The 22,419-nt window shown below is 42.7% G+C and carries 11 protein-coding genes and 1 tRNA gene; 8 read left to right on the forward strand and 4 right to left on the reverse strand.

What is annotated here, in order from left to right:
- Positions 1 to 20 precede the first annotated feature (20 nt).
- Together CXF80_RS03090 and CXF80_RS03095 are read right to left on the reverse strand one after the other, a co-directional pair.
- Positions 21 to 1,919 carry an EAL domain-containing protein gene (locus tag CXF80_RS03090; RefSeq protein WP_101031127.1) on the reverse strand — a complete coding sequence of 633 codons (1,899 nt, stop codon included), beginning with the start codon at positions 1,917 to 1,919 and terminating at the stop codon, positions 21 to 23.
- A gap of 343 nt (positions 1,920 to 2,262) precedes the next feature.
- A tRNA-Asn gene (locus CXF80_RS03095) sits at positions 2,263 to 2,338 on the reverse strand.
- A gap of 1,395 nt (positions 2,339 to 3,733) precedes the next feature.
- Here CXF80_RS03095 and uvrB point away from each other — a divergent pair.
- Positions 3,734 to 5,755: an excinuclease ABC subunit UvrB gene (uvrB, locus tag CXF80_RS03105; RefSeq protein WP_101031131.1), complete on the forward strand. Its 2,022-nt coding sequence runs from the start codon at positions 3,734 to 3,736 to the stop codon at positions 5,753 to 5,755.
- Positions 5,756 to 6,382: 627 nt separating this feature from the next.
- On the opposite strand, the gene asnS is transcribed toward uvrB, so the two are convergent.
- On the reverse strand, positions 6,383 to 7,783 hold the full coding sequence (gene asnS / locus CXF80_RS03110) for an asparagine--tRNA ligase (protein ID WP_101031133.1): 1,401 nt from the start codon (positions 7,781 to 7,783) through the stop codon (positions 6,383 to 6,385).
- Positions 7,784 to 7,964: 181 nt separating this feature from the next.
- Here asnS and CXF80_RS03115 point away from each other — a divergent pair, with 181 nt between their 5' ends.
- Complete coding sequence (locus CXF80_RS03115; protein ID WP_101031135.1) at positions 7,965 to 8,300, forward strand: hypothetical protein; 336 nt, start codon at positions 7,965 to 7,967, stop codon at positions 8,298 to 8,300.
- A gap of 94 nt (positions 8,301 to 8,394) precedes the next feature.
- Here the strand turns inward: CXF80_RS03115 and CXF80_RS03120 are convergent, their stop codons facing one another.
- Positions 8,395 to 8,970, reverse strand: a complete 576-nt coding sequence (locus CXF80_RS03120) for a CoA pyrophosphatase (RefSeq protein ID WP_101031138.1) — start codon at positions 8,968 to 8,970, stop codon at positions 8,395 to 8,397.
- Between the two features lie 593 nt (positions 8,971 to 9,563).
- On the opposite strand from CXF80_RS03120, the gene malQ reads away from it, so the two are divergent.
- The 6 genes from malQ to CXF80_RS03150 all read left to right on the forward strand — a co-directional run bounded on the left by malQ (position 9,564) and on the right by CXF80_RS03150 (position 22,085).
- The gene (gene malQ / locus CXF80_RS03125) at positions 9,564 to 11,795 is read left to right on the forward strand and encodes a 4-alpha-glucanotransferase (protein ID WP_101031141.1); all 2,232 of its coding nucleotides are present in this window, start codon (positions 9,564 to 9,566) and stop codon (positions 11,793 to 11,795) included.
- A 13-nt stretch (positions 11,796 to 11,808) separates the two neighbouring features.
- Positions 11,809 to 14,043: a 1,4-alpha-glucan branching protein GlgB gene (glgB, locus tag CXF80_RS03130; RefSeq protein ID WP_101031143.1), complete on the forward strand. Its 2,235-nt coding sequence runs from the start codon at positions 11,809 to 11,811 to the stop codon at positions 14,041 to 14,043.
- Between the two features lie 42 nt (positions 14,044 to 14,085).
- A complete protein-coding gene (gene glgX, locus CXF80_RS03135) occupies positions 14,086 to 16,185 on the forward strand; it encodes a glycogen debranching protein GlgX (RefSeq protein WP_232772027.1) in 2,100 nt (699 codons plus the stop codon).
- A 225-nt stretch (positions 16,186 to 16,410) separates the two neighbouring features.
- Positions 16,411 to 19,014, forward strand: a complete 2,604-nt coding sequence (locus tag CXF80_RS03140; RefSeq protein ID WP_101031147.1) for a glycogen/starch/alpha-glucan phosphorylase — start codon at positions 16,411 to 16,413, stop codon at positions 19,012 to 19,014.
- 95 nt (positions 19,015 to 19,109) lie between these two features.
- Positions 19,110 to 20,366, forward strand: coding sequence for a glucose-1-phosphate adenylyltransferase (gene glgC / locus CXF80_RS03145; protein WP_101031149.1), 1,257 nt, complete (start codon positions 19,110 to 19,112; stop codon positions 20,364 to 20,366).
- Positions 20,367 to 20,381: 15 nt separating this feature from the next.
- Positions 20,382 to 22,085: a glycogen synthase gene (locus tag CXF80_RS03150; RefSeq protein ID WP_101031151.1), complete on the forward strand. Its 1,704-nt coding sequence runs from the start codon at positions 20,382 to 20,384 to the stop codon at positions 22,083 to 22,085.
- Positions 22,086 to 22,419: the final 334 nt, after the last annotated feature.

Raw genomic sequence — 22,419 nt, forward strand, 5'->3', positions numbered from 1 at the left:
ACCCTTTATTAACCTTGTTGTTACTGTTTAAGCAACAACAATTCAGGTTTAGCAATATAATATCCTTGTAGTCCGTCCACTAAGAGTTTTTCTAGAGTGAGCTTTTCATCCTGTTTTTCAACACCAGTGGCTATGACGCGGATACTGATGCGTTTTGCGATATCAACGATCATCCTAATAAAAAACTTATTATTATTATCTTGTTCTATATTGTCACTGTAACTGCTGTCTAACTTGATAAAGTCAGGACGTACTTCACGGAAAAATTTAAATGAGGTAAAGCCTAAACCAAAGCGCTCGATAGCGATTTTTGCTCCTACTTTGTGTATCTCGGTAACAAATTGATGGCTAGACTCTAAATTGGTCTGCATTCCTGATTCATTAAGTTCAAACACTAATCGAGCTGCGGTGCCACGATGTTTAGACAATATATCTTTTAACCAAACCGTAAAACTGCCTTGAAGCGCTGAGGACGCACTGATATTCACTCCCATATGACCTGAAATACTCGGGTTTTCACTCAAGATTTTAATGGTTTGTGTGACAATCATTTTATCTAATTCAATATTCATCCCATAACGTTCAGCCATCGCAATCACTGTGGTTGTAGGTAAATGTCTTCCTTCGCCGTTATAAAAGCGAGCCAGTAACTCGCGGTAAACTTCAGTAGCATTGTTACAGGGTTGAATAGGTTGCTGATAAAATTTTACGCTTCGACGATTAATCAAGTCGCCGATGGTGATTTTCCAATGGTCTGTTCCGACTTGCTCATCACCCGATAGCTTCTCTAATTGATAGTAACGATTAGGCCCCAGCGTTTGTGCCACGCTGACGGCGGTATCAGCTAATGCCATCAATGCTAATGGCTCGTTTCCTTGCTGATAGGGCACCATACCCGCATGCGCTATAGAGTCACTTTTTGTGCTTTGGGCATATTCGTCAAGATAACGTTTAAGTTGCTCTAAAAATCGCTCACCCTCTTTTAGGGAAATACTGTCAATGAAAACAGCAAAATCACCACTGGAAACCCTAAAGCACTTATTCGCTCCAAGGTTTGATGCCGATTTACGAATGCAGCTTGCCAGTTTTGCTAAATAATCATCACCAGCAGCGCGGCCATGTAATTGGTTGACGCTTGCAAGTTCAGCCGCCTTAACCACAACCAGTACCCCATATTGTTGTTTATCCGTTTTACTTATGGCTTCAATATGCTGGGTAAAGCGTTGGCGCGTTGAAAAGCCACTGACGGGATCTTGGTAAGCGGCTTTGGTTAACAATTCATTTTCTTTACTCACCCGGTCTAGGCTGAGCTTTAATTGACCACGGCACGTTTCTATTGCGTTACCTAATGGTTTCAGTACGCCCGGGAAGCGTGATTTTTCAATGGCGAGGAATGATAAGTCAGGGATATGAGCTATGTATTCAGCAGCATAGTTGATTCTACGACGATGTAACTGCACGAGTGCGGCAAATAACAGCATCAGAATGATATATGCCGCGATTAATAAGGTCGCGGTTTGTTCTAAGTCATTAAAGCTGGGTGACAATACACTGGCAGTGTTCAATCTCACTTGTAAGCGACCATCGGCAAAGTTTTGAACGTGACCTAATTCAATATCAAAAACTTGGCTGGCAAAATCGTCTGAAGGGCGAAGTAAACTGCCATAGGTAAAATTATTATTACTGTCGGTATTATGGATATATTGAAAAAACTGAAAAGAAAAGTCTTTAGACATGCGTTGGTATAACGCTTCTCCGCTGCCATGCCAGTCATCAATGGTTTGTACATTTTGTTGATAACTTGCGCGCGCAACTTCACCTTGTTCCTGTACTTGGTTATTTTCGACCGTGTAAATTTGGAAGATTAATAATCCGAACACAAGGAAAAGAACCAGCTGAAAGGATTTCGATAAGCCCATAAAACATCCATTCCCATGAGTGTTTTTGGCTAAATTTGTTCAGTCCGGCACAAGCTTTGTGCTGAAGAGGTTCGAACAAGATGTTAACCAAAAATATAATGATCTAAATAGTTTATATTATAATCAATATTATCATAGCAGAAATGAGATTAGTTAATTATTAATCTAAGGTATTATTTCATATAGAAAAATCAACGATATTTCACTAAGAAACAGTCTTAAATAAATGATGATAACTAAGATAAATGGATAAATGAAGCAATTTGGAAGGTTATGATATTGAAAGTAAAGAGTAGATTAACAAACTCTAGGATTTAACAGAAGAAAACATTGCCAATAATAATGGCTCCCCAGACTGGACTCGAACCAGTGACATACGGATTAACAGTCCGCCGTTCTACCAACTGAACTACTGGGGAAGCGTTTTTAGCAATGTATTGCCGAGAACGGAGCGCATAGTAAAACGCTCTGGTAACTGAGTCAACTCGAGTTATAAAAAAAAACGCATTTATGTGCCTAATTGGTTACCAAACACACATCGTGAACGACTTTTGGGCATTTATGTCGATTTTTGAACAATGAAAAGAAAATTAATCACTTACTCTTAAAATTCATTCTTTAGGTGATAACGACGATATTCTGCTGGGGCGCTTATATTTGGTGCCTATCTTGGTGTCTATCACTGGGTGTTTACGTTGACCTTTTTCAGATATGTTTTGCAAGACGAACGTGTTTATATCCGTTTTCGTTAATAAACAGATTTCATTTTCGACACTTTTTTGGGAAAGTGGCCGTTAATCATATTGAGTCGACGAAGACCTTGGGTGAATAGAGCCATAGAGCCTTGTCATGGCGTATGCTTTCTTATTGCAAGGAGTTTGATACCAAAGGTCATATTATTAAATATATCGCCGACACACTTGATGAGGGCCTTTGTGATGTCATTGCGAAACAGAGAGTCAGACTTGACTGCCAGGGTGAGGAGGGGTTATTCGAGTATTGGTATTATCTCAAAAGCCATTGCATGAACGTTGCCAATGATGACAAGCGAGATGGATCGGGTGATAGTTGTTGAATGAATATTTGAGCTGGCGAGATATGATCGCAATGTTGATCGACCTTCAATGCATTGTTAAGCTATCAGTTAACTAATGATTTAAAATAACAGTTGAACTATTGTCGCTATCTTTCGTATAAATGTGCAAATGTAATTAAATTTCATCACAACTTTCTTACGCTCTGATGAAATTAATTTGGGCGCTACCCCGCAGCAGTATTGAGCTTTCTTGACTTATCCACTAAATCTGTGGATAAACTTGTGGACTTCTACTGTAAATGAGCGGCAATCCCTTGTAGTACTTGAGTCGGACTTAAATTGGTACAATTAATTGGCGATAATTTAAGTTGTTTTTAATCAGTAACATGAAAAAAGCAACTTCTTTTTTTGCTCACTGTTCTGTCAGTTGCAAAATTGTAATCTCTTTGTCATATAGATTGTGTATTAAATTGAGCTTTAGCCTCATCTTTTGGCGTATTAGCGACCTTTCTGCCTGATCTAATGATGTTGTTTATTACTTTCATTAAATGACGTTCATTCTGTCATATTGAGGGAGGTATCTGACTGCTAATGATCTTATATCGCAATAAGATCATCTCATAATATTTTAGCCGCGATGCCAAGGTTTTTCAGTCAAGGGTTTATTAATGCCCATGCTTATCGATGTAAATTACCACTAATACCGTACGATTATGTATCGCCATTTCCTCGTGTTTAGGTATATGATCATCGGTTCAATAGAATAGGAAACCGTGTTGTGTCAGAGTCAGTATTTTCCCTAGAGTCCAAGTTCGAACCCGCGGGCGATCAACCTACAGCGATAAAAAAATTAGTGGATGGCCTAGCATCAGGTGTTGCGAGTCAAACGTTATTAGGCGTAACAGGATCAGGCAAAACTTACACCATAGCCAATGTCATCAAGCAAATGGGCAGGCCCACCATTATTATGGCGCCCAATAAAACCCTTGCGGCGCAACTTTATGGTGAAATGAAAGAGTTTTTTCCACACAACGCCGTTGAATACTTTGTGTCTTACTACGATTACTATCAACCAGAAGCTTATGTACCCGCTTCTAATACCTTTATTGAAAAAGATGCATCGGTTAATGCTCACATTGAGCAAATGCGTTTATCGGCCACTAAAGCGTTATTAGAGCGTAAAGACGTGGTACTTATTGCCTCAGTATCAGCGATATATGGTTTGGGTGATCCCGATTCCTACATGAAGATGCTATTGCATTTACGCCAGGGTGATTTTATCGGGCAACGTGACATTCTCATTCGGCTCAGTGAATTACAATACAAGCGCAATGACATTGAATTAAAACGCGGCACATATCGTGTTCGCGGTGAAGTAATAGACATTTTTCCAGCAGAATCTGAACGAGAAGCGATTCGAATTGAATTATTTGACGACGAAATAGAACGCTTAAGCGAATTTGATCCCTTGACCGGGCAGATTAATAAGCGAATAGTTCGCACCACAATTTATCCAAAAACACATTACGTGACTCCGCGAGAAAAAATTATTGCGGCGACAGAAGAAATTAAACAAGAGCTACGGGAACGTCGTCAATATTTACTCGATAACAATAAACTGATTGAGGCTCAGCGGATCACTGAGCGCGTTCAATACGACATTGAAATGATGGTCGAGTTAGGTTATTGCTCAGGGATTGAAAACTACTCGCGCTATTTATCAGGCCGATCCACTGGCGAGGGCCCGCCAACCTTATTAGATTATTTACCGGCAGACGGCTTACTTATTATCGATGAGTCACATGTGACGGTGCCGCAAATTGGGGCCATGTATAAAGGCGATAGAAGCCGAAAAATGAACTTAGTGGAGTATGGGTTTCGATTACCATCAGCACTAGATAATCGGCCGCTTATGTTTGAAGAATTTGAGCGGTTAATGCCGCAAACCATTTTTGTTTCGGCGACACCCAGCTTATATGAACTTGAAAAAAGTTCCGGCGAGATAGCTGAGCAGGTTGTAAGGCCAACAGGCTTGCTCGATCCTGTGCTTGAAGTTCGCCCTGTGGGAATTCAAGTTGACGATCTCTTGTCTGAGATCCACAAACGCGTGGCGGTCAATGAACGTGTGTTGGTCACCACATTAACCAAGCGAATGTCAGAAGACCTCAGCGAATATCTTGACGAACATGGGGTAAAGGTTCGTTATCTGCATTCTGATATTGATACCGTTGAGCGAGTTGAGATTATTCGTGATTTACGTCTAGGGCATTTTGACGTACTGATCGGAATCAACTTATTACGTGAAGGTCTGGATCTGCCTGAAGTCTCATTAGTGTGCATTTTAGATGCAGATAAAGAAGGCTTTTTACGTTCAGAACGCTCACTTATACAGACCATAGGTCGCGCAGCCCGAAATGTTAACGGTAAAGTCATTTTATATGCGGATCGCATCACCAACTCCATGGCTAAAGCCATGGATGAAACTGAGCGGCGCCGTCAAAAACAACACCAACACAACATTGACAATGGCATAGTACCGCGAGGGGTAGTGAAAAGTATCACAGATGTGATGGATGTGGGTGGTACTAACTTCAGCAAAGGTACCCGTAAAAATCACTCTAAATATGCCGAAGTGGCAGAAGAGCGAGCGAAATACACCAGCATTGCCGATTTGAGTCATCAAATTGATAAACTGGAAAAACAAATGCATGAACATGCTAAGAACTTAGAGTTTGAGCAAGCTGCGGCCGTGCGTGATGACGTCAAACATTTACGCGATCTCATCATTGTAAATAGTTAATACATTCAGCTGAAACCAAACGGTCACATTATCAATGTCAAGATGTCTAAATCTGGCCGAGGGAGTTAACCAGATGAGATTATGCTTCAGTTAATTGATTAACTTCGTTTCGGTTTGCATTAGTGGTGGCGCACGTAATACCGTGACTATTATTGAAAGCCAACATTTAGTGGGTACAAAAAGTCAGCAATTTGCTGACTTTTTCTGTTTTATTTATCTCATTCGGCCGAAAAAATCGAGATCCGAGCGAAGTGTTAGTCGCGGGATAATTCAGATAGCATTCATATTGTTAATATTTAGATCGCTATCTATGAGCCATCTCTAACCGTTTATTTACTCACTGAACACCTGCCCAGATTGATTTTATTATTAATGAAATAGCATGAACAACAAAGCTTTATCAGAACGGCTATGGGTATAGGGTTTACTCGTGGCATTTATGTTAAGTTCATTTATGTTAAGTTCATTTATGGCCATCACCTTGTGACGCCCGCATTAAGATAGGGATAGTCAATGTGTTGAGTAGAAAGGCGATAGCAAGAGGGTAAATGTCAAAATAACAGGTCAAACAGTCAATAAAAAACGCGCCAATTGGCGCGTTTATGCAGTTTTATATTATCGAGATAATTAGAAACTGGCTGAGCGTGGTGCGCGTGGGAATGGGATAACATCACGGATGTTGTTCACACCCGTCACATAGGAGACTAAACGCTCAAAACCTAAACCAAAACCTGAATGAGGTACGGTGCCATAACGGCGAAGGTCACGATACCACCAGTAATCTTCTTGGCTTAAGTCCATTTCAGCTAAACGTGCATCTAATACGTCTAAACGCTCTTCACGTTGCGCGCCTCCGATGATTTCACCGATACCTGGAGCAAGTACGTCCATCGCAGCAACGGTCTTACCGTCATCGTTTAAGCGCATGTAGAAAGCTTTAATGTCTTTAGGGTAGTTTTTAACGACTACCGGTGCTTTAAAGTGCTCTTCTGCTAAATAACGTTCATGTTCAGACTGTAAATCGATGCCCCATTCGACCGCGAAATCAAACTTTTTACCGCAGTTTTTCAAAATCTCTACCGCATCAGTGTAATCCACTTGCGCGAAATCGCTGCTGACGAATGCCTGCAAACGATCAATAACCGTTTTATCGACACGCTCGTTAAAGAAGGTTAAGTCATCCATGCGTTCTTCAAGTACTGCTTTAAAAGCGAACTTAAGCATTTTTTCTGCTAATTCAGCAGCATCGTCTAAGGTTGCAAACGCCACTTCTGGCTCGACCATCCAAAATTCTGCAAGGTGGCGAGTGGTGTTTGAGTTTTCAGCACGGAACGTTGGGCCAAAGGTATACACTTTAGATAATGCACAGGCATACGTTTCGGCGTTCAACTGGCCCGATACGGTTAAGAATGCTTCTTTACCGAAGAAGTCTTTGTCGTAATCAACTTTACCGGCTTCAGTACGCGGCAAGTTTTCCATGTCTAATGTCGACACGCGGAACATCTCACCGGCACCTTCACAGTCAGAAGCCGTGATTAAAGGGGTTGATACCCAAATAAAGCCTTCTTGATGATAGAAACGATGGATAGCTTGAGATAAACAGTTACGTACACGGGCAACGGCACCAATAATGTTAGTGCGAGGACGTAAATGGGCAAGTTCACGTAAATGCTCAATAGAGTGGCGTTTAGCCGACATTGGGTAAGTATCTGGATCGTCAACAAAACCTGTGACCACGATTTCAGATACTTGTAGTTCAAATGCTTGACCGGCACCAGGAGAGGCAACCACTTCACCGGTCATGATAACCGAGCAGCCAGCAGTCAATTTCAATACATCGTCATTGTAATTGGCTAGGCTATTTGGTACGACACCTTGAATAGGGTCGAAACATGAACCGTCATACACGGCCAAGAAAGAGATCCCCGCTTTTGAATCACGACGAGTTCTGACCCAACCACGGACAGTGACTTGTGAACCAATGGCGTGTTCAGCTTTAAATACAGAAGCGACAGATGCAATGCTCATTGTTGCTTAATTCTCCAACATAACGAATATAAATATAAATTTGGCGTTTATCTTACCTTGCTGGTGACTTTTCTCAAGCTGAAAACGCTATTCTATGGTGAATATTGTGATACTTTTGACTAAGTCGGTTAAATATTTGGCGAATTAGCCTTTTATTATCTCGTCAACCAAGGAATAGGGCATGTCTCGTTTAGGTATTATACAAGTGGTGTTGACCATCTTTTCGTTATTAGGCTGGAGTTTAGCCATTTATGCATTGATTATTTTTGGCGAAGCCAGACCCGATCGCGCGGTAGGGTACTTTTTGAGTAAAGGGGTGTCGGTGCGATTACATTGGGACCCCGAATTAACCATAAAATTGGAATATCTTATTTGGTGGTGTGCTGGGATCAGTTTTCTCAATCTACTGGTTAACTTTTATGCCAAAACCACGACGCGGATTGGTTTTTGGGTCAATATACCCTTGTTGTTGTTGGTATCACTGTCAGCGGGTTTGTATATTCGTTACGTAGTGTAAATCCACTTATGTATGCTGAGCTTATTAACCGCTCGAAGCTGTATTGATTTTGAAGATAAATCGGTTTTTGGTGCAAACCGTCCATGATCTGTTATTAATTTACTTCTATATGACGGCACAATAAGTCAATTATTGCTGCTGTTACACCCCAAATAAACTTGTCTTCAAATGGCATAAAGTGCACTTGATAATATGCGCCATGGCGGTAATGAAACATTTTATGACGGTTACTCTGCTCAATAAAAAAACTTAAGGGTACTGAGAAACAATCATCAACTTCACCAGGGTCGATCATCAGTTCAAAGGGCTGTTTGACTATGGCCACGACAGGGGTGATCTCAAAACCGGTAAAGGTTTTATGGGCAGGGAACACACCTAAAATATCAACATTTTCTGGGGATAAACCAATTTCTTCGTGTGCTTCACGCAGTGCGGTATGAATAATATTGATATCACCAGGTTCAACTTTGCCGCCTGGGAAGCTAATTTGCCCAGGATGGTGACGTAAATGCATCGGACGTCGGGTTAACATAAGATGCAGTTGTTGCTCTATTTCAATCACAGGGATTAATACCGCTGCTTGGCGGCCAAGATACGATTGGGGCGCAGAAGTAATGGTTGAACGCAGGCGATGCAAGTTATAGCGCAGGGTGAATTCGTGTTTGTTCATTGATATTGGGTATTTCCAATTGTTGGATCTACTTTAGCTGACATTCGGTATTAGCGTCACTCAATAACCAACAACGCACCGCATATAACCTCAAACAAGCCTATTATAAGTCTCTATTGTTTCAGCAATTAGAGTAACCATGATCAATCTTAGCAGTGACAACGCCAAGCTAACAGACATTAATAAGATGATTTAACCCTGTTGAGTCCATTGTCGACTTACTGAGCCACATAATATTTACATGGATTGAGTTATTGGACGGCAACGTTATGGTGACTTTTCGATGTCAGCATCATAGCCATGAGTATCGAAATAATGACTCGATTAGCTGCGCTATCTCGAGGCATATCACCCATGAGACGGATTAATTAAGTGCACTATTTTGTGTATATTGCACCATTAGTGCTCAATCAATAATGTTAAAACAATTGTATTAAATAAACGTTTTAATAGTGACTGTTTAGGATAAGCGATTGATTTAAAATAAAGAGCTCTATTATTTTATTGTCATTAATCTGTATTGTATTTGTTATAATTAACTGGCATGGTAACTGCTGGAATTAATGCAGTTAATTATCACGAGGAAGACAAATATGGGACTGGAGAAGTTGCTGTATTTGCAAGGTGTTGGGGCAGAATTTATCGATTTTTTCGGTAATCTTGTTCATATACCTACTAAGGACAGACAGGGCATTTTAACCACTATGTTGTTGCCGTCATCTCTTCATCAACACAATCATCTTCACGGTGATAATGATTCTGGCCAGCAGCCATTTGACATGAATGCTTTTACACAACAACAATTATCAGCGCAACCGATAGCCGCGAGAATCGAGCAACTTGATGTGCTACCTTGGTTGATGCCGCTGCATCAATTCCAATGGTGTGCTATCGATAAACCTCATATTGATATCTATCTGCCAGAGCATTATTCATTTGCCTTTGCAGTGACCGTCAGCGGTGAAAACGTTGACACTATTATTGTTAACGCTGACGTGAGTGATTGTGTTATCACTGGCGAGTATTATATTAACGGCCAGCGCTATTGCCAATATCGATTATTGCTTGATAAATCAAACCTGTATTTAGGCTACTACCAGGCTAGCTTAGCGTTTTTAAATGATCCTGCCCGTACAGAAACCTTACACGGACAATTGATGGTTGCGCCCGCAATGGCTTATCAAGGGCGTTTAGCGCAGAAATCAACAAGCAGTAAACAATCTTGGGGGTTGAACGCTCAACTGTATGCATTACGTAATGATGCTCAATGGGGGATCGGCGATTTTGGTAATTTAGCCGAACTTATTGATTACGCGGCTCAGGCCGGTGCTGATTTTATTCTGCTTAATCCATTACATGCTTTAGACATCAGCCAGCCAAATAACCCCAGTCCATACAGCCCAACAGATCGCCGTCGGTTAAATCCCTTGTACATCCAAATTGAAGCCGTTTATGAGTATAAAGCGTTGAATGGGGAGTTATCATCACAGAAATGGCAACAAAAAAAGCGCGCACTTAATCACGCTCATCTCATTAATTATGAGGAGGTTCAAAGTCTTAAATACGCTGCTTTTGAGAAGTTGTATCAAATATTTAACTATCAACACGTTAAGCTAGAAACCCCTAGGTTCAAGGCTTATCTGGTATTTTTGGCGCAGGATAGAGTGGCGTTGATGCAATTTGTTGATACAGAAATGAAGTTGGCATCAAAATATTTCACTCAAGATGCAGGCTTTTATTTGTATCTGCAGTTTATCGCCAATGAGCAATTACAAGCTTGTCAGTTAAATGCCAAACAGTGTGGCATGAGTATTGGGTTGATCCGTGATTTGGCCGTAGGTGCGGTGAGTCAGGGCGCCGAAGTTAGCGCCAATGTGGATTTATTTTGTGATAACGCCAGTATTGGTGCGCCGCCAGATCCATTTGCCGAACAAGGTCAAAATTGGGGCTTAACGCCATTCGACCCGGTAAAATTAAAGCAGGATAATTTTTGTCATTTTATTCAATTGGTTCGCAGCAATATGCAAAATTGCGGGGCATTGAGAATTGATCATGTCATGGGGCTGCTGCGTTTATGGTGGTGGCCGCTGGATGAAGAACTAGGTCAAGGGAGCTATGTCTATTACCCGCTTAAAACCTTATTAGCGATTGTTTGCCTGGAAAGTCAACGTGCTCGTTGCATCGTCATTGGTGAGGATTTAGGCATAGTGCCACCCGAAATTGTGTCACTTTTACACGATGCGGGCATTTTATCTAACGAATTATTCTATTTCTGTAAAGATCATCATGGCTTTAAGGCGCCAAAAGACCACAAGTATCAAAGCTTGATGATGCTGGCTAATCATGATGTGCCGACGCTTGCGGCGTGGTGGACGGGTGCCGATTTACGGCTACGGCGTGAGCTAGAGTTGATTGAAACTGATGCTAAGTTACAACAAATAATGGTCCAGCGTCAGCTTGAGAAGCAGCAGTTAGTCGATTTACTTATCCGCGAACAGGCGTTTGAGTTACCTACTTTGACAGTGTCAGTGGATCAATTGGACTTTGATAGCATTATGTTGGCTTGGATCCATGTGGCTGCGAAGGGCAATGCCCAATTATTCAGCGTCCAGTTGAGCGACTTAGTCGCCGATAAGCATGGGGTGAATATTCCCGGGACATGGAAAGAGTTTCCTAATTGGCAACGGCGATTACCATTATCAATTAAGCAAATGTCTCAAAGCCCTAAAGTACAGCAACGTCTCGATGCCATAAAGTTTGCTCGGCAAACTCGCAGTAACTATAGCGTTTCAGACACCTCCTCATCCAATAAACACGCCCAATAATGGATCATTGACTATGACTGTAGCGACCCCGTATTTTCATTCAGGAAGCGAAATTGCCTTATTAAATGGTGAATACACTGATGTGTTTTCATTGCTTGGAATGCACAGTATTAATGACGGAAAAGCACTGGTTGTTCGTTGCTTACTGCCAGGTGCGCTGAGTGTTGATGTATTGAGTGCTAAAGACCACCGTAAAGTGGCCAGCCTTGAGCATGTCAATGAACAAGGGTTATTTGCCGGTAAAATTGCTCGTAGAGTTAAGCCGTTTCAGTATTTATTGCGAGTCAAATATCCATTGTGTGAGCAGTTAATCATTGACCCATATCAATTTGATAGTGTATTGGATCCAGATGATGTGTACCTTTTTGGTGAAGGAAGCCAGCTGCAAACCTATCACTTTCAAGGGGCTAATTGGCGCCAGCATCATGGTGTCACGGGTGTCCATTTTTGTGTTTGGGCACCTAATGCGAAGCAAGTGGCGCTGATCGGTGATTTTAATTTATGGGACAAGAAACGCCATGTATTACGCCACCATCCAGGCAGTGGCTTGTGGGATATTTTTATTGCTGATGTTGAACCTGAACAACATTATAAATACGCAATTTGCGACATGCACGGCAATGAGATCATTAAATCCGATCCTTATGCGGTTGCGATGCAACCCTCACCACATAATGCGTCAAAAATTCCAACACCAGAACACTATGACTGGCAAGATAGTGACTGGTTAACCGACAGAGCAAGCAGTCAGTCTCATGCACAACCGATGTCAATTTATGAAGTGCAATTAGCTTCATGGCGGCGAACGGGCGATGACGGCCAAGATTATACTGACTATACACAGTTAATTGCAGAGCTGGTGCCGTATGTTAAAGAAATGGGTTTTACTCATTTACAATTGATGCCCATCAGTGAGTATCCGTTTGACGGTTCTTGGGGGTATCAACCAGTGGGATTATTTGCCCCTACATACCGCTTTGGTGACGCGAATGGTCTTAAAGCGTTTATTGATGAGTGCCATCAACAAGGTATTGCCGTGTTGCTGGATTGGGTGCCAGCGCATTTTCCTCGCGACCCTCATGGACTTGTTAGGTTTGACGGCAGTTGCTTATATGAACATGAAGATCCACGCAAAGGTGAGCATCCCGACTGGGACACGTTAATTTATAATTATGGCCGCGCGGAAGTGCGCAGCTTTTTATACAGTAATGCCTATTACTGGCTAGACGAATTTCATTTTGATGGTTTGCGCCTTGATGCCGTGTCATCAATGCTATACCTCGATTACAGTCGCACTGCCGACCAATGGGTCCCCAATGAATTTGGCGGCCGCGAAAACCTGCACGCCATCAGTTTTTTACAAGAGTTAAATGCGCGCATGTACCAATCCTTCCCCGGGATTAATATGATTGCTGAGGAGTCCACGGCGTGGCCAGGCGTGACTCAAGCGACCAGTAATAACGGCTTAGGTTTTGGTTTTAAGTGGAATATGGGCTGGATGAACGACACGCTGCGTTACATCAGCAGCGATCCCCTTTTTCGACGCTATCACCATGGAGAACTGACATTTAGCTTAGTGTACGCTTTTACCGAGCAATTTATTTTGTCCCTTAGTCATGATGAAGTGGTACACGGTAAGGGATCGTTATTGCATAAAATCCCCGGTGATGATTGGCAAAAATTCGCCACCTTACGCGCTTATTACGGCTTTATGTGGTCGCATCCTGGCAAAAAACTGTTGTTCATGGGTAATGAGTTTGCACAACGCAGCGAGTGGAACCATGACCAGAGCCTCGACTGGCATTTATTAACATATTCACCACATCAAGGTGTGCAAGATTGGGTGCGCGATCTCAATCAATGTTATCAGCAATACCCTGCGTTATATCAACGCGATCATAATAGTGACGGTTTCCAATGGCTCGACTGTAATAATGCTGACAATAACATTTTAGTGTTTTGTCGTTTTGGCATCGATAAACAGCAGCCAGTGGTGATTGTGGTTAATATGTCGCCACAGGTTTATCACGATTTCAGGATTGGAGTTCCGACCGATCGAAATTATATGGAGATCCTCAACAGTGACCATCGTCATTATGGCGGCAGTCATGTGGTTAATGATGAGGCTTGTGAAACACAAGCTACGCCGTGGCAAGGCATGCCACAAAGTATCGTGATAACAGTGCCACCGTTAGGGTGCTGTTTCTGGGCCCCTGCGCTAGATGAGCTGGATGAACCAACAGCATAAATTGGCGCTCACATAATGGTTTCTACTTCACAAGGGTATGTTATGGATATGACCAGCGGTTATCCTTATCCACTCGGGGCGACACTTGACGATGACGGGGTTAATTTCTCGTTGTTCTCAGCGCACGCCACCAAAGTGGTGTTGTGTATCTTTGACCCCTCGGGGCAAATTGAGGTGGCGCAATACATCATGCGCGACCAAACACGGCAAATTTGGCACTGCCATCTATCCGATGCTCAAGCGGGATTACTGTATGGTTACCGCGTTTTTGGACCGTATCAGCCCGAACTCGGTCATCGTTTTAATCATCATAAATTACTCCTCGACCCGTACGCGAAAAAGTTGGTGGGCACGCTGATATATCACTCTGCGCTTTATGGTTATGACATTGATGCTACTAAGGAGGATTTGTCGTTTGATACACAAGATAGCGCACCATATTTACCCAAAGCACAGGTCATAGATTGTGGATTTGTTAAGGACATTCCGATTGCGCCTCTTAACATTAGTCTGGCTCGGAGCATTATATTTGAGGCCCACGTTAAGGGATTTACTCAACAACATCCTGATGTCAGCTTACAGCAACAAGGTACCTTTGCTGGGTTAGCAAGCCAGCAAGTAGTTGATTATTTGCAAAATTTAGGCATCACCTGCGTTGAGTTATTACCGGTGCATGGTTTCTTTGATGAACCTTTTTTGATTGAAAAAGGCCTCAATAACTATTGGGGCTATAATAGTATTGCGTTTATGGCGCCACATTCGGCTTATTTATCAGGACAGGGTGATATTGCCGAATTTAGGCAAATGGTCTCCACTCTTCACACCGCGGGGATTGAAGTGATCCTCGATGTGGTGTTTAACCATACCGCTGAAGGCAACCATTTGGGGCCAACTTACAGTTTTCGCGGTATCGACAATGCCAGTTACTACCGGTTATTGCCCCATGAAAAACGCTTTAACATTAATGATACTGGTTGTGGTAACACCTTTAACCTCAATCATCCCCAAGTGTTGATGTTAGTCATGGACTCATTGCGATATTGGGTTGAAGTCATGGGTGTAGACGGCTTTCGATTTGATTTGGCCAGTTGTCTGGGCCGAGAGGCCTATGGCTTTGACCCTGGAAGCGGTTTTTTTGATGCTATTACGCAAGATCCCGTGTTGTGCAAGGTAAAGTTGATTGCCGAGCCATGGGACATTGGCCCAGGGGGTTATCAGTTAGGTAATTATCCGGTGGCATTCAGTGAATGGAATGATCGATACCGTGATGCTATGCGCCGTTTCTGGCGTGGTGACAGTGGCTTATTACCTGAGTTTGCCAAGCGATTTCACGGCTCGAGTGATTTTTTTGAACATAATGGTCGTGGACCCTCAGCCAGCATCAATTTTATCACCAGTCACGATGGCTTTAGTTTGCATGATTTAGTCAGCTACCGCGAACGCCACAATTTGGCAAATAGTGAAGATAACCGCGATGGTCATCAAGAAAACTGCAGCAGTAATTATGGCATTGAAGGCGAATGTGACGATGTGGTTATTAACGCCATTCGAGACCGACAAAAACGTAACTTATTAACCTGTTTATTGTTATCTCAGGGCGTACCTATGCTGTTGGCAGGTGATGAGTCCAGTCAGACACAGCAGGGCAATAACAATGCCTATTGCCAAGATAATCCTATTGGCTGGTTTGACTGGCAACAAATAGATTGGTCGTTAGTTAATTTCACCGCCCAGTTGATTAGCTTGCGAAAACGCTTCCCGATGTTGTGTCATCAAGCGTTTATTCATAAACCGGAAGCCTTATTTGATAACGGCTTAGCGTGGTTTAACCGCCAAGGTGAAGCAATGACGAAATCATATTGGTGTGAACATCATACCCGCACCTTAAGCGTGATTTTAATCGGCAATTTAGCTGATGCAGACGTTGGTGCTGTTGCGGAAAGTACAGAGGCGTTATTGCTGATGATTAATGCCGATGAGTTGCCACATACCTTTGCCCTGCCGCAATTACCCCATCTTCGATATTGGCATTGTTTATTACATACCCAAGAAAGTGAGCCTGTGGTTGATGCCAGTCAACGCGTTAGCTTAATGAGTCGCAGTTTAATGTTATTTCATACTGAATTTTCCAGGAGCAATTGATGACTACAGCAAAAGACAGTGAGCCTGTGGTTGATGCCAGACAGCACGTTAGCTTAATGAGTCGCAGTTTAATGTTATTTCATACTGAATTTGAATTTTCCAGGAGCAATTGATGACTACAGCAAAAGACAATGAGCCTGTGGTTGATGTCAGACAGCACGTTAGCTTAATGAGTCGCAGTTTAATGTTATTTCATACTGAATTTGAATTTTCCAGGAGCAATTGATGACTACAGCGAAACACAGTGCCAGTGTTAATAAAGCGTCTGCCGGTGCGAGTCGAAGCAAAGCCAACAGCAAAGCCAGCAGTAAGGCCAGCAGTAAGGTCAGCAGTAAGGCCAAAGCTGACGCCGAGACCTTATCTACTAAATTATCTAAAGCCGCTGACATAACGGCCAGCTCACACGCCGAGCCTTGTGAACCTTGCGACAGTTTATCGGCATCGTTAGCCAGACATATTCGCTATGGGTTATGCCGAGATGAACATGAAAAACATGAACTCTTTAATGCCGTGGCGCACAGCGTTAAAGAGCAAATGCTCGATAGCTGGCGTCAAACGCGGATAAAAGACAATCAATATCAACAAAAACAAGTGGCTTACTTATCGCTTGAGTTTTTGATGGGTCGAGCCTTAGGTAATGCATTGTTGAGTTTAGACATTACTGCTGATGCACAGCAAGTACTGACCGATTATGCCACCAACTTAGAAGACCTTGAACAAGTTGAGCAAGATGCAGGATTAGGCAATGGCGGACTTGGACGACTAGCAGCTTGCTTTTTAGACAGCTGTGCCAGTTTAGACTTACCGGTGACCGGTTATGGTATTCGTTACCAATACGGTATGTTTGCACAAAAAATTGTCGACGGCTATCAAGTTGAACGTCCAGATCGTTGGTTACGTCATGGTAATCCATGGGAAGTTCGGATCGCCAACCGTATCGTTAGCGTGCCGTTTTTTGGTCATACCGAAACCTATCTTGATAAGCTTGGACATCGACACCATGTTTGGGCCGAGACCCAAAATGTATTAGCCGTCCCTTATGACATGCCGATCCCAGGGTTTAAAAATGGTCGAATTAACACCTTGCGATTATGGAAAGCCGAAGCCAATGATGAGTTTGACTTAGATGAGTTTAACGAAGGCGATTACGCCGAAGCGGTAGCGACCAAAAATTTGGCTGAACAAATTACTATGGTGTTGTACCCCAATGATGCGAGTGTTAATGGCAAAGAATTACGGTTGAGGCAACAATACTTTTTATCGTCAGCCAGTTTGCAAGATTTACTGGCTCGTTACGTTAGTCAATTTGGTGAGGATTTCAGCCAGTTTAATGAGCATAACGTGTTACAGCTTAACGATACTCACCCGAGCATTGCGGTCCCTGAGTTAATGCGGCTTTTACTTGATCAATATGGCTTGAGTTGGGACGAAGCATGGGCGATCACCAGCCAATCGATGGCGTATACTAATCATACTTTACTGCCCGAAGCATTAGAGCGTTGGTCAGTGCCAATGATGAAAAATATGTTGCCACGGATTGTTGAAATAATCTTCGAAATTAATGCGCGCTATTTAGAACAAGTCGCCCACCATTGGCCGGGAGATATTCAAAAACTGGCCAATATGTCGATTATTGAAGAAGGCCCAGAGCAGCATATTCGTATGGCCTATTTAGCGATTGTCGCCTGTTTTTCTGTTAATGGGGTGGCCGGTTTGCACACACAATTACTCAAAGAGGGGCTGTTTAAGGATTTTTACCAATTGTGGCCTCATAAATTTAATAACAAAACCAATGGTGTTACTCCTAGGCGTTGGCTTGCGTATTGTAATCCTAAATTATCCTCATTAATTTGCCGTCGTTTAGGCGATGAATGGATCAACGATTTATCTCGTCTGACGGCACTTAATGCTTTTACCAGTGATAAGGCGTTTGTTAAAGAGTGGGCGCAAATAAAGTTCGAAAATAAACAAGCATTAACGGCATTCGTTAAACAACAATGCGGCGTCGAATTTGACCCACTGATGATGTTTGATGTGCAAGTTAAGCGTATCCATGAGTACAAACGCCAGCTACTGAATATTTTACATGTTATCCATTTATACCGCCGTATCCTCAATGGGGACACACAAGATATGGTGCCTCGTTGTGTGTTGATTGGTGGTAAGGCGGCGCCAGGTTATGCCATGGCAAAACAAATCATTAAGTTGGCCAATAATGTTGCCCATATGGTTAACTCCGATCCTCTGGTGTCGCCATTGTTACGGATGGCTTTCTTACCCAACTACAATGTTAGTGCCATGGAAAAAATATGTCCGGGTACCGATTTATCTGAGCAAATATCGACTGCGGGTAAAGAAGCCTCAGGCACTGGCAACATGAAGTTTATGATGAATGGCGCCTTAACTATTGGCACATTAGATGGCGCCAATATTGAGATGCTCGAAGAAGTCGGCTATGAGAATTTCTTCCTATTCGGCTTAGATGCTAAGCAAGTGACACAAGCTCGAATTGATTATCAACCTCAACATATTATCGAACATTCAAAAGCCCTTAACCGAGTGATGAGCATGCTAAAAAGTGGTCATTTTAATTTGGTCGAACCCGGTATTTTCGATGACATTATTGCCTCGGTTCTTGACTCCAATGATCAATGGATGACCGCCGCGGATTTTGACAGCTATTGCTTGGCACAAGAGCAGGTGGCAAAGACCTATCTTGATCAAGATAGTTGGCAAAAAATCAGTATCCGAAATACCGCTGCTAGCGGACGTTTCTCAAGCGACAACACAATAGCGGGCTACCGCGATGAAATCTGGATGAAAAAGTAATACAAGGATGGCGGTGTAATGCCGAAAACAAGGTAGGTCGTTGATCAGTTAGTATTTGTTGATGGCTATGTTTGATAACCAAATGGAGTCTACTTATGAGTAATGTTCGTTATATTAGTAATTTAACTCGTGATACCTATGCGCTTATCTTGGCGGGGGGTCGAGGTTCACGGTTGCATGAATTAACCGACAGGCGCGCTAAACCGGCGTTATATTTTGGCGGTAATTATCGCATTATCGATTTCCCACTATCGAACTGTATCAACTCAGGAATACGTAGAGTAGGAGTGGTGACACAATATAAGTCACATTCATTAATTCGACATGTGACTCGTGGCTGGGGTCATTTTAAAAAGGAGCTCGGGGAGTCGGTTGAAATTTTACCGGCATCACAGCGAACATCAGGGAACTGGTATCAGGGTACTGCAGATGCTGTATTTCAAAATATCGACATTATTCGTCATGAAAAGCCTAAGTACGTGATGATCCTATCGGGCGATCACATATACCGCATGGATTATGCAGGCTTGTTAGCCGCCCATGTTGAATCAGGTGCCGATATGACAGTGTGTTGTTTAGAAACCCCGATAGCTGAAGCCGCTGGTGCTTTTGGGGTGATGGAGGTCGATAACACGAATAGGGTAATTGGGTTTGAAGAAAAGCCGGCTCATCCGAAACCGACGCACAATGATCCGGAAAAGTGTTTAGCCTCGATGGGCAATTATGTGTTTAATACTCAGTTTTTGTTCGACCAATTGAAAAAAGATGCCAACAACGAAAAATCAGACCGTGATTTTGGTAAAGATATTATTCCGGCGATCATTGAAAAACACAATGTGTTTGCGTTCCCTTTTTCCAGTGCCGTCCCTGATGAGCCAGCTTATTGGCGCGATGTAGGAACCTTAGATTCATTTTTTCAAGCGAATATGGAATTATTGGCACCTACACCGCCATTGAATTTGTATGATGCTAAATGGCCTATTTGGACTTATCAGGAGCAACTTCCTCCGGCTAAATTTGTATTTGATGATAAAGATAGGCGCGGTATGGCGGTAGATTCTATCGTCGCTGGTGGCTGTATTATCTCTGGCGCGAAAGTGAAACGCTGTGTGTTATTTAACGAAGTGCGTGTATGTTCTTATTCGTTTGTGAAAGACTCTGTGCTATTGCCCGATGTGGTGGTATTAAAGCATTGTAAAATCCAAAATGCCATTCTAGATAGAGGTTGTATTATCCCTGAAGGCATGGTGATTGGATATAATCACGATCATGACCGAGCGAGGGGCTTTAGGGTATCAGAAAAAGGTATTACCTTAGTGACACGTAAAATGTTGGGTTTACCTGTTGGTTAAGAATAAGGATCGTTAATGAGTTCAGTGAGTATAAAACGAGTACTGCTGGTGGCAGCAGAAAATGATGCACTGCACGGCGCCAAGGTTGGTGGCATGGCGGATGTTATCCGCGATTTACCGCCAGCGTTAGCACAATGCAGCGTGATAGCCGATGTTGCTATGCCTAATTACGGTTTTTTAGCCCAACAATATCGTGCTGCACATTTGGCTGATATTGAGGTTGATTTTGCCGGTGAACGTCATTCCGTTACCGTGTATCGGTTGCCAAGACCGCAACACAAAGATGCCATAGTGACTGTGGACCAAGATAAGTTTGACGACTCAATAGCGCAAATTTATCTATTTGATCATCCGCTGTTTAATCATCAAGGCCAAGTATACTGCAACGGTTCGGTCGACAGACCGTTTGCCGAAGATGCGACCAAATTTGCCCTGTTTTCCCTCTGTGTCGCCACCAGTCTAGTGCGGGAAATATTGCCGCGCATGGATGTATTACATCTGCACGACTGGCACAGCGCTATGGTGGCAATGCTTCGAGGTTGCGTGGTTGATTTTGCAGGATTGAAATCTTTGGCTTGCGTGTTTACCATCCACAATTTGGCTTTACAAGGGATCCGCCCCTTTAGTGGTGATGAGTCGTCGTTTGGCCATTGGTTTCCACAATACATTGACAAATTAGACCCTATCGCCAAAGAAAGCTTATTCGATCCTCGCTACAGCAATTGTATTAATCCGATGCGAATGGGTATTGTGCTGAGCGATAAAGTGCATTTAGTGTCTCCCACTTATGCGCAAGAGGTGTTAAAGCCTTCAGATCATCACAAAGGTTTTTTCGGTGGCGAAGGATTGGAAAGTGATCTAGCGACTAAAGATCAGCAAGGCAATTTAGTCGGGATTATTAATGGCTGCGTCTATGATGAGGCCATTTCTGCCTTTGATGCACATAAAGCCAGCTATGAAGATTTATTGCTCCAAGCCGAAAATACCGTTATTCAATGGCAAGCGAAAGCCACTAACCTCAGTGTTATCGACGCAATGGCATTAGCGCGTATTGGCCAGTATAAACATGGGCTGTTGAGCGACTCATTGGCGCTAAAACCGGCTCAGATTATGGATGAAACAGAGCGGTTTTTACTGACCTCTGTCGGCCGGTTAACGGAACAAAAAGTGTTGATTTTATTGCAGCCATTTAGCGATCCTCAAGGTCTTTCCTCAGCAAAAACGGTGTTGGACGCGATATTGCTATCGCTTAAAAAGCTGCAACCGGATGGTGTCTTCCTGATGATAGGCAGCGGCGATTTGCATATCGCTAAAATGATGCAAGCAACTGCCGCGCGTTATGATAACTTTCTGTTTTTACATGGTTATGATGAAGCGTTAGCAGAACAGCTTTATCAATGTGGCAGTTTATTTTTAATGCCCAGTTCATTTGAACCTTGCGGGATCAGTCAAATGCTCGCAATGCGGGTAGGACAACCTTGTTTAGTTCATGGTGTGGGTGGGCTTTACGATACGGTTGAAGATAATGTCAGTGGTTGGGTGTTTAATGGCGAAACGTTGGCCTCACAGGGTCAGGCCTTGGTTGAACGATTTAACCAAGTGGTCCAATTATTGGGTAGCGATACTTGGCAACAGGTGAAGCACAATGCCGCCAAACAACGATTTACCTGGGATGAGGTCGCCAAGGAGTATATTGAAAAATTATATGTGACTAATTGAAATGATTAGTCACCATCTAGGCTAACGAACTGGGTAATGTTATACCTGCGAGCTAATAGCATTATCATGTTTAATGCTACCGGTTAGCATTATTATTGACCCTATTATTAGGCACTATTATTAGCGTTATGTTGAGCGTTATTGTTAGCACTATGATGGTCGCTGTTATTGGTACTCATGTTATTTCTATCGATAGTAAAAACAGCAACATTAAGCCATGAAAAAAGCCAATCAAACTCGATTGGCTTTTTTGTATTTTATCGGCAACTTCAGGTTAGGAATGACTGAACGCTTTATGTCGATAATCTTTGCGCTAAGTCATCATGACTATTTT

Source organism: Shewanella sp. Actino-trap-3 (assembly GCF_002836275.1).
Classification (GTDB): domain Bacteria; phylum Pseudomonadota; class Gammaproteobacteria; order Enterobacterales; family Shewanellaceae; genus Shewanella; species Shewanella psychromarinicola.

What these genes read in the sequence shown, in the direction of transcription:
- malQ (WP_101031141.1), top strand. Translation starts at nt 9,564, where the DNA reads ATGGGACTGGAGAAGTTGCTGTATTTGCAAGGTGTTGGGGCAGAATTT.
- CXF80_RS03140 (WP_101031147.1), top strand. Translation starts at nt 16,411, where the DNA reads ATGACTACAGCGAAACACAGTGCCAGTGTTAATAAAGCGTCTGCCGGT.
- CXF80_RS03115 (WP_101031135.1), top strand. Translation starts at nt 7,965, where the DNA reads ATGTCTCGTTTAGGTATTATACAAGTGGTGTTGACCATCTTTTCGTTA.
- glgC (WP_101031149.1), top strand. Translation starts at nt 19,110, where the DNA reads ATGAGTAATGTTCGTTATATTAGTAATTTAACTCGTGATACCTATGCG.
- glgB (WP_101031143.1), top strand. Translation starts at nt 11,809, where the DNA reads ATGACTGTAGCGACCCCGTATTTTCATTCAGGAAGCGAAATTGCCTTA.
- CXF80_RS03090 (WP_101031127.1), bottom strand. Translation starts at nt 1,919, where the DNA reads ATGGGCTTATCGAAATCCTTTCAGCTGGTTCTTTTCCTTGTGTTCGGA.
- CXF80_RS03120 (WP_101031138.1), bottom strand. Translation starts at nt 8,970, where the DNA reads ATGAACAAACACGAATTCACCCTGCGCTATAACTTGCATCGCCTGCGT.
- asnS (WP_101031133.1), bottom strand. Translation starts at nt 7,783, where the DNA reads ATGAGCATTGCATCTGTCGCTTCTGTATTTAAAGCTGAACACGCCATT.
- glgX (WP_232772027.1), top strand. Translation starts at nt 14,086, where the DNA reads ATGGATATGACCAGCGGTTATCCTTATCCACTCGGGGCGACACTTGAC.
- CXF80_RS03150 (WP_101031151.1), top strand. Translation starts at nt 20,382, where the DNA reads ATGAGTTCAGTGAGTATAAAACGAGTACTGCTGGTGGCAGCAGAAAAT.